This is a genomic window from Pseudobutyrivibrio sp. (assembly GCF_015057185.1).
GTDB lineage: Bacteria > Bacillota > Clostridia > Lachnospirales > Lachnospiraceae > Pseudobutyrivibrio.
Genome location: NZ_SVEV01000017.1, coordinates 22,983 through 38,880 on the forward strand (window position 1 = coordinate 22,983; position 15,898 = coordinate 38,880).

The window sequence follows — 15,898 nt, forward strand, 5'->3', positions numbered from 1 at the left end:
CATTTGATGACTTAATGTTAATTGAGACACATTTTCGTCACAATCTATGTATTTCCACTTTAAAGTGGAAAATATAAATGATATCATTTCATTTATGGGAAAGTATTTTAGGGGGATTTCATATGGACTCATTAGCTTTTACTCTTAGACAGCGTAAAATTCTATATTTGATTCAAAATAGTTCTGATTTTATCACTAGTGGAGAAGTGGCAACGGCATTGAATGTCTCGTCAAGGACTGTTCGCAATGACATTAATGTAATGAACGACATTATGGCGCCATACAACGCTAGAATCATTTCTACAAATAGTAAGGGATTTATCTTCGAAGCTGATGATCCTCAGCTGATTAGACAGATAAGTCAAATAGATGTGGCTTTTTTTACAAGAGAGGATCGAGTACGCTATTTGGCATTTCGTTTATGCGAATCTAAAAAACCCCTTGATTTATATGACTTAGAGGAAGAAATATTTATTAGTCATTCAGCACTAATATCTGATATTCAAAGTCTTAAAAAGAAATATAGCTACGGCGAACCTAACATTAGAATAAACATTCATGGAGATAGTATCTCACTGGAGCAAAATGAATTTAAAATCCGTCTTTTGCTTTTGAACCTTTTCCATCACGACTGGGATTATGACTCAGATATTAACGCTTACTATAATCATGACTTTTTAGATGGAGATTTGTTAAATATCATTATGACAAAAACACCTGCTATATTGATAAATCACGGCCTTCAGCTGGATGATCCTACTCTAAAGGCACTAGAGCTGTCTCTTGCCATAATGCATAAAAGATACTGTGACAATCACATATTACCAGATGTACTACCACCCTATAATCCAAAGTCAAATACCGGATTTATTGTTCAAGAATTATTTGAAATAATAGAGAATCATACAGATATATGTTACGTTGAAAGCGAGAAAAACAGAATTGCACAGTTCATTTCAAATGTTAGTCTCGCACCACAAAAATGGTCAATAGCAGATGATAGCAATCAACTTATATCTCCTTTTACAATCAAAGAAACCCATAAATATTTAGATTTTATCAATGAATTTTATTATGTGGATTTTTCTAAGGACAAGGAGTTTGTTGGGATTCTGCAGATTTTTTTACAACAGCTTTTGTCAGGTCACACAACTTTCCAACAGTTTCAAAGCTCATACTCACCTAAAGAAACACTTACGGCTGAATATGAATTGGCATGGCTGTTTCAATATCTATCAGTTGATTATATGAATCGATATCTACAGGAATCTGAGCTAAGTAGCTTGGCTGTTTGCTTTAGTGGAGCCATTAGACATTATTTACAGGAGCATCCTAATAGAAAATTAAAAGCAGTATTATTTAGTCATAGAAATATGACTTCTGCCTGGGCATTGAAGAGACACATTCTAGAGTCTTTCCAGCTTTATCTGGATATAATTGACATATTGCCATTGAACTACATTGATAACTACGATTTTTCCGGATTAGATATAGTTTTTACAACTATACATAAACCAATTTCTAATAAGTATAGAATCAAACAAATTATTATTAATGACAGTCTAGATGTTGAAACAGTTGCTGATGTAAAAAATATAAAGTTGCTTTCTTTCAATAATATTTGGCCTAAAACATCTTCCATTAATTATTTATTGATTAATGCTTTCTTTCATGAAAATGTAGATATTAAAGATGAGCTTCGACTAATAGAAATTATGATGCAAGATTTTATAACAGATGGAATCGCTACAGAGGAACACCTCCTAGATATTACAAAGAGAGAGGCGATATCTTCATTTGGAATAAAACCTGGCTTGTTTTTTGTCTACAGTGTTTTACCTGCGCGAAAAACAAAGCTTTCAATTATGACACTAAAACATCGTATGCGCTGGAATGGATACAGAGTTTCCACCATAGTCATGGGAACTTTCTCGAAAGAAGACTCTACCCTGTTATTTCATCTAAAACTTCTTTTGTGCAACAGAGATTATGATTGCGAACTACTAAGACAGTTAAAAAGTAAAAATCAAATCATTGAATATCTATTAAAACAATAATGTCAAAAAAATAGCCGCCAAATGGCGGCTAATTCTACCTTTAAGAATTTTTCTTTACACTAATGCATGCAAACTCATTTGATTTTAATTTCACTGAGAACTTCAGGACGTTATCCTGAGCTTCTTCTGTTGAAATTGTAAGTCCCGGTTCACATACTCTTCTACAAAATTTGATGTCATTTTTCGAAAGTGATTTTTCAAAATCAAGACTCTTCCAAATGCCGAGAATACTTCCATGGTCCTCATTGACACGATATACTCTGGCTTTGTATTTGCCATCATCAATATTTGATATTTCAAAATTAATATCAAGAGAATCATTGTCTTCGTAATATTTCCAAAGCTCTTTTTTATTAATGTCCCCTTCGTTAGTTAAATAATAACTATAATTTAGTTTCTTTTGATTATGGCAGAGGATAATCATGCTACCATTCTCGTCAATGGTAATGATATAGTTTTTCCCCTGACCTACTACCTTTGGCTTGAGCCTGTTCATAAAATCAAATGCAAATGCTGAAGGCTTGAATATACTATCTTTTGTAATAAGCCCAGAGCCACCAAAAAGCAGCTCATTAGTGTCAGAAAACTCAACTAGTCTGTCACTGGCTATAAAGTAGCCAACTCCCTCTATTTTATCTGCCACCTGCAAAAGATTTTTGATTATATATGCCCCCTTAAAGCAGGAATCATTTATTGCGTTTCTATCTGAAAGAGTGGCATTCCATTCGCTGACAAACAGCGGCATATTTGGTGGAAATCCAGCTTCATTCATACAACCGCGAATCATATCAGTAGCATGGAGCAAGAAATCATTGTCAGTGCTTCGTCTAGAATACAAATCATTTTTTATTTCTCCACTTGTGTATGGGAAACTAATCATTGATATGAAATCTGGTTGATATGGTTGCTTTCTCCATTCTCCAAGGAAATCTGTAATCCATTCCTTTCCTCTATCATCTCTAATTCCGCAGCCGCCAAATCGAACCTTTTTATTATGCTTGCGAATAGCCTGAGCTGTTGCATTAAAAATATCATAGTAATTGTAGTTAGGTATTGTTTCCGAGCGCTCATCATACCACAATTCTACTATCCAAGTGCCGACTTCCTCAGAACCATAATAATCATTGAGATGTAAAAAGAATGCTTCTATTAGCTTTACCCAAACATCTCTATCATATCGTAAATCCGGATTTAGTGTACAAACAATAGGTTCACTAACATTTTTTATTATCCTTTTAGGCTTGATTCCTAATTCTATTGCAGGCTTAAGGTTATGCTCTAACACAAAGTCTATGATGCCATCAATTTTTGAAAAGTTATACTGTCCTTCATCATCATCTACAGCTAAAAGCATAGTCTTTGTAAATAAATTCCAAAACCTCACATATTCAAAATGTAACTGATCCGCAAGCTTTGCAATATGCTCTCTGATTTCAGCCTGCATCATATCATCTGCGCATCCACCATTAATTGCATTGCGATATCCATGCTTGATAGATTGCAAGCTTTCAAAATCTCGTATTGAATGTTTCGCAATGACTTCATTTGGATTGTCAAACACATCCACTAAATCTGTGAAACCATTTTTTAAAATATATTCCAATTTATCCTGAAGCTTTTTATCTAAGGTTGTACTCTTATTCTTATGTTTACATTCTCGTTCTTTTCTAACCTCTGATGGTGTCTGACCATACACCTGCTTGAAGCCCTTGTTAAAAAGGGCCACTGTGGAAAATCCATTATTAAATGCCACCTTTGTTATAGGATCATCTGTGTACATCAAATCATCATAAGCATGGCTCAAACGCACATTGGTAACATATTTGAGAAAACTCATTCCAAATGTTTTCTTAAAAAATCTGGATAAATAAGCCTCTGATAAATATAGCTTGTCCGCCAAATCCTTTAGGGATAATTCATTTTTATAATTTCCCATTACATAATTATTAATCTGCGCAATACGAGTATCTATTGAATCCTCATTTTTGTATCTAATATCCGAATCTCTCAGAAGAAAATTTATGGTAAGGACATCTAATATCTCATAGCAAATGGAAATATGCCCAAAATCAGAAGTAGACCCATTCGTATTTACGTAATGTGTCAAAAGCTTTTTTATTTTGCTTCTAAGTAAATCATATTGTTCTGAATCCCCTAGATTGCTATTGCATAGAAAACGTACATCCAGCGCTCCTAAAATATCTGCCATAAGACCAAATGAAATAGATATTTTAACAAGAAGTCCATCATCTGAAAGTCTGATGCAATGCTTTTTATTTGCATTTACCAAATAGATTCCTTCTTCAAAAAGAGTAATTGTCTCGTTCCCCATTTGAATATCAGCACGCCCTTGCAAAACATAGCAGAGCTCCACACTCTGATGAAAATGCTCAGTCTCTATTCGTTTGTCACAAATCTCTATTCGTACACGATCCTTAGCCCTATTTATCTCCATCAAGTCCCCCATTGTAAAATAATCCAAGCCATTGTTTAGATATAGTAAATATAGTTCTCTTTTCTAGGTGCTGCCTCCTTTGGCGGCTCTGCCTCATATCCTAAGCAACAATGCCCTATACCTTCGTACTCATCACTGATTCCAAGTTTCTTTAAAATCTCCTTGCCAAGTGTCTGCTCAAATTCCTGCTTTGCTCTATGCACCCATATGCTTCCAACTCCAAGGGATGCTGCAGCATTGAGAAGATTTCCCATTACAAGTGAGCCATCATAAACATGGTCTGGCATATCCTTTTTGCCTAAAACAATAGCTACTACTGGAGCACCGTAAAATACATCAAAGCCCTCTGGTGCACCTGCAATTTTTCCATTTAATGCAGAAAGCTCATCTCTAAGCTCTTTGTCTGTTACAACTACAATAATAGCGCTTTGTTTTCCACCACCTGATGGTGCAAAAGTACCTGCTCTAAGGATTGCATCAAGCTCCTCTTTTTTAATCATGTCTGGCTTGAATTTGTGACAGCTTCTTCTTGTTTCCAGTGTTTTTAATGTTTCGTTCATATACATTTTTCTCCCATTTACACATACAATTGTTTTACAACCTATAGTTACTCCAATTTAACTATTATAGGTTTTATTTTATTAATAATACTACTGAAATAATTCTTCTCCATTTCATATTTCTTATATTTTTTTGCAACTAAAAACAGACTGCCTACACGAAACAGTCTGTTTTGAAACATTTAGATATTTACTTAAATAATTCATCAATCTTAGCCTGAAGAGTTCCATCTTTTGCATATGGTAAGGCGTCTACCTGCTTAAAATTATGCTTTGTTATAGTAACATCTTCATCAAATCCCAAGATAAAGCTAGTAGCTATCTTATAAATAATTTCAGTTGGCGCCAAGCCAAATACCTGCCTTTCAAAGATATGCTTCAGTCTTTCTTCCTTATCAGGAAATAGTTCTTTCATCCTTTCGCTTTGATACAGCCTTTTTACTATTTCAGTAATATAGAGCCCTGATTTCATATAAAGATCTATAAAAGTTTTATCTGGATTATCAAAACAACCAGGGTTTTCTTCTTCCAGCATATCAACCATCTTTTTTACAACATCCTTTGGTGTATATATCTGATTTGTCTTCTGCGCAGGGATATAATCAAAAATATCTTCCACACTCTTCTCATCAAAATAATCTGCTAGCTTCTTTTTTAGATTCAAAAACTCTTTAACTGAATCATCAAATACAACTGAATCAAAAAGATGACCATTAAAATATCTTTCCTCGCCAGTTTCACTATCAATATATGGTCCACCATCTCTTAGAAATCTAAACTGTTCCAATGTGATACTAGTTACCTCAAGAAAGACCTTATCCGGGATAATGTTGTCAAAGGTTGCAAGAGTTACAGTATCATCACCATATGCCATCAAAAATGATGGTATAGTTCTAGAAAAACCACGTAGATGATCTCGAATACCAGCCTCAATCACATCACGTTCTCTTTCTTTGATTTTTGTATCAACAGTTTTAGCAGTTTCAAGTCTGGATTCTTCTTCAAACTTTGACATTACATCCGCTAGGCCGGTCTGGAATTTTTCTTGTACATTCTGTTTTCGCTGATTGAATTCTTCATTTATCTCTTCAGTTGACTTTCCAGTTTCATGACGATTTTGCATCGCCTCGATACGTTCTTGCTCTAAAACGTTTTCCTCGATGGTATAATTGTTTACTGCCCTTTCAACTACTCTTTCAACATCAGAATTAAGTTTTGATTCTAATTGTCTAACATCAGATTTTTTCAAATCATCTTTATAGCTTTCCCTTGTAGATTCTACTATATTATCGACAATCATCCCCTTTGCATAATCTACTAGAACCCTTGTTAGTTGTTCCTTGCGATCAGATTCGTTATTTACAGCCAAATTTTCTATAATTGTTGGTATCTTTTCAGTATCAACAACTTTGTCTCCAAATATATCTTTTGAAAGACCTATCACATACTCTTCTGAAAGTTCCACTTCACCATTATCATTCAAGGACAAATCCTGTTTTACTTCCTCGCTGAGAGAAACATTTCCCTTTGGTTCAGATACAGCTGTGAATTGTTCTATGATATCCATAACCTCTTTAGGTGCAGAAAAGACATTTCCTATGTTTTGGAAAAGGAAGTTACTCATAAATCCTCGCCTAACTACTTCAACTGACTTAATCTTTCTTGGGATACTTAATACCTGCTCTGCATCAAGCTCTACTAGCTCACCGTCTTCATCTTCACCAATTACAGGAAAGAAATTTAGAAGTTCTCTAATATTCTGTTTTCTAGCAACAATATCACCTCTACCAGATACCGTATTTACGGACAAATCATTAGCAAACTCTTCAAAAATTACAAGTGTTCTGGCTGGATCAAAATCAAAAACATAAGCATTTTCCTTACGTTTAAACACACCATCCTCATGAAACAGGCATGGATTCTGTGCCCTGAAAGCCGCTTGCATGTATAGCGATGGTGACTTCATATTAGACAACATCAATACACCAGTCCACTCAGGAATAGTTATACCTGTTGTAAGCTGTCCTACAGATATGGTAATTGTCTTTTCATAATTAGCTATAGCTTTTACAACTTTGTCATACGACTTTTCATTTTCATCATCATCATCTATCTTGCCATCACCCGCAGCAAGTATAATCTCATACTCCGCAAACACTGGATGTTCCTTAAGTTTTTTGGCAAGAGCCTTTGCACTATCAACTCTGTCTAATAACCAGACTGTATGCTTTAATTCATTCCTAAGCTCTGGAGTAGAAAACGGGAACTTTGTTTGGACTGTGAGTGCATCCAAAAATTTGTCCACTGAAGACTCGTGTACAAAGCTCCCATTATTCGTGCTAAAGAATTCGTTCAAGTCGAAGGCATACTCCACCGTCTCTCCCTGAATCTCTATTCCCTGCTTCAACTCATCTTTGATAATTTCAGACATCTGATATGTAAAAAGATTAAGCTTTGGCAAATTGATATATGGATTTTCCTGCTCCTCTCCATTATTCCAATCACGCTTTCTTTTCTGCTCATCAGCATATGTATAATTAAAGATTGCTTCTTCAGAGAACTTATTATTTGCCAATGCTTTGAATGGTGTACCAGAAAGATGTAATGTGAACTTACGGTTAATCTGATCAAATGCAACATCCGTCTTATATGTATCAACGCCCTCATGAGCCTCGTCAACTACCAGTACATCCCAGGTCATGCCATTGGACTTACTGATTTCTGCCAGCTTGTCATATTGTCCACCAAAATAGATTGATCCCTTCATATCTTGAAGACTTACAAACTCTATACATCCCTTGTAATTATCTAAGGCTGCCTCTGTAAAAATTGTAGTAAACTCTTGACGAGTTAATACTCCTGGGCGATTCTTAAGTGCGTCAACTTCGCTAACAAAATAATAGCCAGAATCTGTACCAATATATTTCATATAATCGCTATACCATGAGTTAGCGATAGCTGGTCTGTTTGTAACAATAAGCACAGACTGTGCTCCAATAGACTTACAAAAATCATATACAGCCAAAGTTTTTCCAAATCTAGGCTTGGCATTCCAAAGAAACTCTCCATTTTCGTGAGAGTTATAATAAGCTTTTGTTAAATTAACTGCCTCCTTTTGTTCCTCTCTTAATTGATAAGGAATAATATGGAAAAATGATTTTAGAATACCATGATTCTCTCTAAAATCATTAAAATTACTTTTGGACTCTGGTCCTGTAATTTGAAACCACTCGTTATTTTTACCTTCCTCTTGCTTTACCCCATCTTTGCGTAAATAAGCATGAAAATCCTTATCTGTAAAACGTTCCTCAGAACCATCGTCAAAAACAGCTCTTCCTCTCCACTCCTCGTGGAACTCTATATCTGCTGTATGAGTCTGCTGCTTTATTCTTTCTGTTACATCCTGTTCTGTGTACCCTATCTTTGTCCAACCATTATGTCTAGCTACTTCCGGAGTGGTATAAGCATAAATCATTGGCACAACAGGAGCTGTTGATTTTATATTAGGCGTAATCATTTATACCATCTCCTTTACATTGGTTTCTATGAATTCTATCTCTTCTTGTGTTAATCCGTATTTACGATACAGTTGTTGATCTATTTCTTGGATTGATTTCGACCAGTCTATATCTGAGGATGGGGTGAAGTCTTGAAGTGGGACATATTTAAAATTACCCGGTGTCATATTTTGAGTTTTTTTCAAAATAGATAATAAAGACCTAGAAAATCTTCCTTTAAGATACTTCAACAAATTATCTGCTTCTTCCTTACTTTTATAATTTCCAATGCTAAAAAAAGTTTCAGTATGTCCCATTCCAGGTTCTGCCACAATTGATGGACCAAGAGTTTCTCCAAATTCTCCTATTCCACTTGCTTTAGGAATTAAAACTTTATATAAATTCAAATTCTTAACTTCATTTATATATTCTTTTTTTACAAATTTCACAACACGCTCATTATTAACACGTCCTACTATTTTTATAAATTCACATTTTGGATCATTTAATTTATCCAAAAAAATCATCGGCAATTTATTTATTACATTAGATTTTAAATCGTATTCATGCCCCTTACTCAATAAAGGTTTTTCCTTGCCGTTCTCATAAATTTTTGTAGTTTTTATTTCAGGAAAGTCCATATGCATTTTTTCAGTAAAATGATAAGCATATCCAGATACAGCAATAGTATCTATCCCAACAAAACCTTTACTTTTAAGAACCTTTTGTAATACAGTATTCATTTCTTTATACTCAACAAATACCCCAATTGGTGTGAATTTGTTTATTGCATCATAATATGTGATAGCTACTCCACCTTTTATATCAGTATTAGAAAAAATATTAGTACAATCACTCTCATAATCTAACACCTTGAAATGCTCATCATTCAGCATTTTTTCGTTCCATGATTTGGGTGTCGATCCTGCATTAAACAAAAATCTGGCAGGATGTATTAATTCAACTTTTGTTGCTATTTCACACGCTGCGTCAATAAACTTGTCATACACCGGTGGTGCAAACCCCTCATTGTCCCCCAGCGTATTATCTTGATAAGGCGGATTCCCAATAGCAAAATCAAACTTCATATCATCATTCTCCTTTTTGACATTCACTAGATGTCATTCTAAGCAAAATAAAAACGCTTAATTAAGCGCATATTCTTGAATTCAGCTCAGACTCTATACAAATTAATAAAATATCAGACTTTGACATTTAGTGAATGTTAATCTTCTTAAAATATACCTCAAAATCAAAGCTGTGACAATCATAGAATGTCACAGGAGGTCATATGTTTATTAACAAAACTCAATCTGGAAAATGTAATATCTGCGGTCCAAATGTCAAAATCCGCCGCAAAGAAAAAGACCTATCTCAAAGGCAGTTTGCGGAGAAACTCCAACTGCTCGGTCTTGAAATTGATAAGAATGCCATTCAGCGTATAGAATGCGGAAAAAGATTTGTCATCGATACAGAACTAAAAACTATAGCAAAAGCATTAGACTGTTCTGTTGCAGATTTATTAGAAGAGTAATTACAAAAGGCACCACTCAAAATCTGAGCGGCGCCTTTAAATCAGCATATTCCACAAGTCAAAAGTATCTATTTCCGAATATTTGTTCGATATATCAATAGTTTATTTTACCTATTTCCTGTATAGTATTGATTGAGCACTCGTGTTTCAAGGTGCGGTTAATCTCCCTAGTTAGTTACTTGTATTGCATGTATTACACAACACTCAAACTAAACGGGAGGTGGTGCAATGGATACTTATGAAGTTCTTTCTTTGTTATTCTTTGCAGGGACATTCCTGCTTGCATTGCTTACCTACATCGATAGGAATAATAAGCGAAAATAAAAATAGCCTATCCTTGTACTTTGGCGAGTCCGAATAGGCTATCGTACTATCTAGGGCGCTAACCCACCTTGTGGGCGAGTGCTCATTTATTTATATAAATATTAAGCCCTACACTATTATTTGTCAAATTGATCTTGATTATCCCCTTATACTTCTATAAGATACTTCTTCCCCTTTTGTCCAATCATAAATCTTACAGTCTAATTGTTCAGGTTCGGTATCGTTTATTCCCTGTTCAAAATCCCAAAATGTCATTTGATGAAACTCCTCTTGAGGCTTGCCAAATGGAACTGTTCCTGTTATTCCATCCATCTGCCAAAAATTCCACACGATAATTTTAACAATCTTATTTAATTCTGAAGCAGTCGGTTTTCTTTCCCATCTATCCTGAAGATAATCCACAAAAGTATATAACAAGTTTACCCTAGCTATGAGTAAATTATCTCCTTGAAACTCATATCCATAAACACTTTGATACGCCTGGTAAATCCATTTAAGCCATTCTTTTTCTGAATCAGTATTTTCATTGATTATCCTAAGCTTTCTATCCAGAATTCCTATTCTCTTTTCAATAGGAATAATTTCTCCTGTAGCAGCATCATATCTTGAAACTATATACGGAGCTTCTCCGCAAGTAATTTCCAGTCTTTTAGACAAAACATAATCTTGCCACGTTTTGTTATCTGGAAAAAGAATTTTTTTGTAAATAGGATTCCAACTCTGTTCATCCTCTACATTAAATATATTTTCTCGTCCAAACCATTCAGCATCACAATGATTATTCATCTTGTTGCATATCCACGATGGCGTAAACACTTCAGCTTTCGCTCTTGTTCTATCATTCTGCACTTCTCTATTCTTTTCGACCCTCGGACAAATATCATATGCTGCCCTACTAGACAGCACATACTCCTCAGTTATTTCATCCTTTGAATTTCCAGTATATATGTCGGTAGCAAATATAATGTTCTTCCCTGTTGTCATATCTTGTAATAACTTTTTTAACAAACCTCTAATAGGTTCTTCTCTTAAATTTATTAAATTTGACATATAGCCATCCTTCTCATTGACATTTAGTGAATGTCATTTTAAATATAAAATTAATGACATTTAGTAAATGTCATTAATTTCCACTATACATCAAATTCTTATAACAAAAAAGTCCCAAACCTAAGGGCTTAGAACTTTTTTAACACATCAAAACTCTAGTTATTATTTAAAAACCTCTTTTCCTCAAATTCAAAAACAATGAATATACCGCCACAGCCTCAATTACTATACCTGCAAAAATAAATTTAACTGCGACCCCATCACCAATTATCCCAGCGCAGAAGTTAACCAAGATTGGCGAAAAGGCACCACCAAGATTAATAAGCGCAAGATAAACAGATACCGTAAATGCGTTAGTCTCAGGTCTAGTATTCTGAGCCAACAGATATGTACCTGCTGCATTAAACAAGGCAAAGCCATAGCCTACGAATAGACTACCTATTATTATAGCTACAAAATGGTGAATCAAAAATGGAATTATAAATCCTATTCCAACAATTGCTAAGGTAACTGTCTCGATATGATTTCTAGTCTTCATCACGATTCCCCTAAACATGGCACCACCCACAATTCCACCTAAGGTGTTAACCATAGTTACAAGGCTTGCTACAGATGCACCCTTGCCAAGAACATCTGCAACATATGCTGAGGAGTTTGTATTAAATGCATTTTGAATTGCAAAATAAATGATTCCAATGATGAAAATTCCTAAAATGTAAGGATTCATCTCAAACTGACTTGATTGTTTTGAGTCAGTTATCTCAGAGGCAGCGTGTTTCTGAGGCTCGCCCTTTGGCATACAGATGGCAACCATAACAATAATTACAACTACTAAGGTAAATACTAAGTATGTATATCTCCAACCAAATCTAGCCAGCTGTCCACCCATAAAAATAAATGAAAGAGCCCCAAGAGCTGTGCAGGTAGCATTTAATCCCATAAGAGATGCCTGTTCTTCTTTTTCAAAATACTGGACAATGAAGCCATTAATTAGTGGCATCATAAAACCAGAGCCAAGTCCAATAATTGCGCTGCCAACAAGTAATTGCCATATATTAGAATTAAAGAAAAATGGAAACAATCCACCTACCAAATAACAACAAAGTGATGCCAATGCGATTGTCTTTTTGTTTACATATCCCATTATGTATCCACTAATTGGAGAACTTACAATAAACAATAGATTAGGCAAAGTAATTATCATTTGCACCATTGTTTCACTGACACCGCTGAATTCACGACCTATGTCTGCCAAAACTGGAGAAAGTGCCATATATGAAAGTGCAACTGCACAAATAGACAGTACACCTACTTTGATTTTTGTTTTAGACATAAAAACCACCTCTTATCAATTTATTACATACTACAATTCTAGTAAATATTGGCGTTTGAATAAAACAACTGTTTTCAAGATTATGATAAATTTTTGCAAAAAGAAGGTGAACTGACATTTTTTCAGTTCACCTTCTGCAATAATTATAAGCACAATATATTACCATTCTTCTCTTATCTTATTGAAATCAATTGTCTTACCCACTTTTTTCCCTTTTTATCATTCTCATATAGAGAACTCCCAAAATTCCCGTAGTGATTAACCCTGCAATTACTTGTTGAATAATAGTGATCATTCTTATACCCCCCTATTCTACAGTTACATACTAAAGTGTATAAAACTTGTATGTTGAAAATGTGTAAATATAAAAAGTACGGTACAGCTTACGCTTATCTAAATTCTATTTTATGCTATAATACTTGTGGAGGGATTTGTAATGATTCAACACAAAACTATGCCAATATCAGAAATAATTGATAGAGTCACAGCTATCGCTCGAAAGTATAATGTAAAGCGATTGGATTTATTTGGCTCTTTTGCTTACGGGAATGCTTCTGAACGTAGCGATATTGACTTTATTATACGTGGATGCGAAGACTTCAATTCATTCATTGAAGAAATTGATGAAATCCCCACCCTACGCAGAATAGACATTTTTAACTACGATGAAGTTTGTAGTGATTTACTCAGAGAGGATATGGACAAATATGGAAAACAAATATTTTAATAGATACCAAAGTCTATGCAAAAGCTTAGCTAATCTGCAACTCTCTAGAGGGGCCGACATAGATGCTCCTTTTGTACTACCTGCTACTGTACAGAATTTCAACCTAACTTTTGACTTATCATGGAAAGTTTTAAAAGAACTTGTTACTCAAGAATTTGGAATGACCGATTTTGCTTCCGGTTCTCCTAGAGAATGTTTAAAAGCAGCTTTTTCTGTCGGATTAATTGACGACGATAAATGGATGGATATGTTGAAAGTACGTAATACCTTAGCCCATGATTATGATGGTCAGGTAGCACTTAGATATTATGACAACATCATTGGTGATTACTATATTTTATTCGAAACTATGGTTCGTGGAATTGAAAAATATTATAAAGCATAATAAAAGCGGGACAGCTGAGAGCTGTCCCTTTTGCTTTTAATTGTAATTAAATTATTTTATCTAGTGAGAGTATCGGTTCCAAATAGCTCCTGGTAGGTAAATTCATATTCCATAAAGCCATCTGCATAGGATGCCAAATCATATGGATAGAAGTACACAATCACTGAATCCTCATTAAACTGGATATTATTTGTGTCCAATGTAATCTCATCATACACCTGCTGATATAATTCGTTTTGAGAGGATGCAAAATATGGTGGGTAATCATCATCCTCATAGGAGATATAATCAGCCTTTACCTTTTCTGCAACAAGAGTCTTAAATTCTTCCTCTGTGCCCTTGTAGAAATCCGAAAATCTCAACTGCTCACCTGTAGTTAGATCGAAAACATATTGATCTCTGCCAGGATATCCATGGGCACCGCCGCCATACCAGTAGCCTGACATATTAACAAGCAAGAATCTGTCATTAAGAATATTTACATCATCTACATAAGTCTCGTTAGTCTCACAATATTGATCTGGATATTCCAAATGCCATTCACAATTATCTCCAGAGGTATCTACCTCACCTGAAGACCCTAATGCATTTTCCTTAATGGTTTCTAGTGTGCCATTAATTAAATAAGCATAGTCAGAATATGAATCATCTAAAATAAAGTATTCCTCATAAACCTTGTAAAGTGGAGTGCTGCAATTTGGACAAACCTCCTCTGCAGTACCGTAGCTTACATACCCATACTTGTATGCATTGACAGTTTTTACTGTTGCATCTATATCCACAGCTGTTTTTGAATCATCGATAAGATACCACTTTATGGCTTCCCCATCTAAATTCTTAAAATAGAGATTTCCACCTGATATATAATAAAAGCCATAATTAATACCGGTACCAGGTGTACTATCAAATGATTGCACAAGGCTTGATACACAGTTATCTAAATCATAGCTATATAGTTCATAGGTATTTACATCGTAATCAACAGATTGGGTTTTTATATAGTAAAAATCGTTATTTTTTACACCTACATAATTAGTCAAATCAGGTTCATCAATAACTATAGACTCATTTGTTTTAAAATCCATTTGATAATAGTCTGTTCTTGAGTCGCCATCATCATCGTTATATGTATACTCATAATACACAAGGTAATCACTGCTGTACCCTATGATCCCAATGGTCCTGTCGGCAAGTGAGTCAATCTCCTTAATATTTCCATTTCCAGTATAGATTGCAAATTTTTCACCTACCTCATAAAAAGATTCTACCAGGATAAATCCCATTTCATCTAATCCACGAGCAACGCTAAAATAGCAACCATTGGCATTCTTAGTTGCATAATAGTCCTCTATCTTTATTGTGGCTTTAGAATCCTTCTCATATGTACCATCCTCAGACTTAGTGTATCCCCACTCATAGAATATATTTTTATCTGAGTTAATCCCATCAACATAGATTTCTCCATTGTAAAAATCCACAGATGACAAATCTACACCATTTGGAGCATCCAATACTGTCGTAACACTTCCTGATGCTGTATCAATAGCTACAAGAGTTCTTTTTGTCTCATTCCCACTATAATCAACTATTTCGGCATAAATAAGCCCATCATCAACACCCATAATATAAGGGTACTCGTCCTTATAGCCTGCGCCTGACATAGCTGATGTGATATCAGCGTATTTGTATTCGTTTACTTTATTGCCATCCTCGTCAACAGAAAATAGCACCTCATCTTCACTGTCAGTTGAAATCAAATATTCGTTTTCATATTCATGTTTAGGTAAATATCCATCTACTTCCTGATACTCCTCTGAACTTTCGGTAGCTTTCTCATCAGGTTCGTCAGCACTATCTTTCCCACAGCCAATTAATGCAAAACTGCTTATGCTAAAAAGCAAAAGACATAGTATCTTCTTTTTCATGTATATCTCCTTTCGAATACCTACATTTTGATACTATGCCTTTTATACTCA

12 protein-coding genes are annotated in these 15,898 nt (G+C 34.7%); 5 read left to right on the forward strand and 7 right to left on the reverse strand.

The genetic code is table 11. From position 1 onward, the window contains the following. The first annotated feature begins 122 nt into the window (after nt 1-122). The gene (locus E7276_RS08325) at nt 123-2,057 is read left to right on the forward strand and encodes a BglG family transcription antiterminator (RefSeq protein ID WP_294216197.1); all 1,935 of its coding nucleotides are present in this window, start codon (nt 123-125) and stop codon (nt 2,055-2,057) included. Nucleotides 2,058-2,097: 40 nt separating this feature from the next. On the opposite strand, the gene E7276_RS08330 is transcribed toward E7276_RS08325, so the two are convergent. The 4 genes from E7276_RS08330 to E7276_RS08345 form a co-directional block, all read right to left on the reverse strand. Further along, nucleotides 2,098-4,512, reverse strand: coding sequence for a GH39 family glycosyl hydrolase (locus E7276_RS08330; protein WP_294216198.1), 2,415 nt, complete (start codon nt 4,510-4,512; stop codon nt 2,098-2,100). 35 nt (nt 4,513-4,547) lie between these two features. Continuing rightward, entirely contained in the window at nt 4,548-5,072 is a 525-nt protein-coding gene (locus E7276_RS08335) for a nitroreductase (protein WP_294216200.1), read from the reverse strand. Nucleotides 5,073-5,262: 190 nt separating this feature from the next. Next, a complete protein-coding gene (locus E7276_RS08340; RefSeq protein WP_294216201.1) occupies nt 5,263-8,589 on the reverse strand; it encodes a DEAD/DEAH box helicase family protein in 3,327 nt (1,108 codons plus the stop codon). Beyond that, nucleotides 8,590-9,657, reverse strand: a complete 1,068-nt coding sequence (locus tag E7276_RS08345) for an Eco57I restriction-modification methylase domain-containing protein (protein ID WP_294216203.1) — start codon at nt 9,655-9,657, stop codon at nt 8,590-8,592. It abuts the gene before it with no gap. A 203-nt stretch (nt 9,658-9,860) separates the two neighbouring features. Between E7276_RS08345 and E7276_RS08350 the strand changes: the two genes are divergently transcribed. Then, nucleotides 9,861-10,103: a helix-turn-helix domain-containing protein gene (locus tag E7276_RS08350; protein WP_294216205.1), complete on the forward strand. Its 243-nt coding sequence runs from the start codon at nt 9,861-9,863 to the stop codon at nt 10,101-10,103. A 228-nt stretch (nt 10,104-10,331) separates the two neighbouring features. After that, the gene (locus E7276_RS08355; RefSeq protein ID WP_294216207.1) at nt 10,332-10,427 is read left to right on the forward strand and encodes a putative holin-like toxin; all 96 of its coding nucleotides are present in this window, start codon (nt 10,332-10,334) and stop codon (nt 10,425-10,427) included. A 138-nt stretch (nt 10,428-10,565) separates the two neighbouring features. Here the strand turns inward: E7276_RS08355 and E7276_RS08360 are convergent, their stop codons facing one another. Continuing rightward, nucleotides 10,566-11,477, reverse strand: coding sequence for a restriction endonuclease subunit M (locus E7276_RS08360; protein WP_294216210.1), 912 nt, complete (start codon nt 11,475-11,477; stop codon nt 10,566-10,568). A 166-nt stretch (nt 11,478-11,643) separates the two neighbouring features. Continuing rightward, on the reverse strand, nt 11,644-12,810 hold the full coding sequence (locus tag E7276_RS08365) for an MFS transporter (protein WP_294216212.1): 1,167 nt from the start codon (nt 12,808-12,810) through the stop codon (nt 11,644-11,646). 436 nt (nt 12,811-13,246) lie between these two features. Here E7276_RS08365 and E7276_RS08370 point away from each other — a divergent pair, with 436 nt between their 5' ends. Next, a complete protein-coding gene (locus tag E7276_RS08370) occupies nt 13,247-13,537 on the forward strand; it encodes a nucleotidyltransferase family protein (protein WP_294216215.1) in 291 nt (96 codons plus the stop codon). Continuing rightward, nucleotides 13,518-13,922, forward strand: coding sequence for an HI0074 family nucleotidyltransferase substrate-binding subunit (locus tag E7276_RS08375; RefSeq protein ID WP_294216218.1), 405 nt, complete (start codon nt 13,518-13,520; stop codon nt 13,920-13,922). The genes E7276_RS08370 and E7276_RS08375 overlap by 20 nt, the downstream gene beginning before the upstream one ends. A gap of 56 nt (nt 13,923-13,978) precedes the next feature. Here E7276_RS08375 and E7276_RS08380 read toward each other — a convergent pair whose 3' ends face one another. Beyond that, complete coding sequence (locus tag E7276_RS08380; protein ID WP_294216221.1) at nt 13,979-15,847, reverse strand: hypothetical protein; 1,869 nt, start codon at nt 15,845-15,847, stop codon at nt 13,979-13,981. Nucleotides 15,848-15,898: the final 51 nt, after the last annotated feature.

Coding starts and splice junctions, on each gene's coding strand:
- E7276_RS08325 (WP_294216197.1), top strand. CDS start 123: ATGGACTCATTAGCTTTTACTCTTAGACAGCGTAAAATTCTATATTTG.
- E7276_RS08330 (WP_294216198.1), bottom strand. CDS start 4,512: ATGGAGATAAATAGGGCTAAGGATCGTGTACGAATAGAGATTTGTGAC.
- E7276_RS08335 (WP_294216200.1), bottom strand. CDS start 5,072: ATGAACGAAACATTAAAAACACTGGAAACAAGAAGAAGCTGTCACAAA.
- E7276_RS08340 (WP_294216201.1), bottom strand. CDS start 8,589: ATGATTACGCCTAATATAAAATCAACAGCTCCTGTTGTGCCAATGATT.
- E7276_RS08345 (WP_294216203.1), bottom strand. CDS start 9,657: ATGAAGTTTGATTTTGCTATTGGGAATCCGCCTTATCAAGATAATACG.
- E7276_RS08350 (WP_294216205.1), top strand. CDS start 9,861: ATGTTTATTAACAAAACTCAATCTGGAAAATGTAATATCTGCGGTCCA.
- E7276_RS08355 (WP_294216207.1), top strand. CDS start 10,332: ATGGATACTTATGAAGTTCTTTCTTTGTTATTCTTTGCAGGGACATTC.
- E7276_RS08360 (WP_294216210.1), bottom strand. CDS start 11,477: ATGTCAAATTTAATAAATTTAAGAGAAGAACCTATTAGAGGTTTGTTA.
- E7276_RS08365 (WP_294216212.1), bottom strand. CDS start 12,810: ATGTCTAAAACAAAAATCAAAGTAGGTGTACTGTCTATTTGTGCAGTT.
- E7276_RS08370 (WP_294216215.1), top strand. CDS start 13,247: ATGATTCAACACAAAACTATGCCAATATCAGAAATAATTGATAGAGTC.
- E7276_RS08375 (WP_294216218.1), top strand. CDS start 13,518: ATGGAAAACAAATATTTTAATAGATACCAAAGTCTATGCAAAAGCTTA.
- E7276_RS08380 (WP_294216221.1), bottom strand. CDS start 15,847: ATGAAAAAGAAGATACTATGTCTTTTGCTTTTTAGCATAAGCAGTTTT.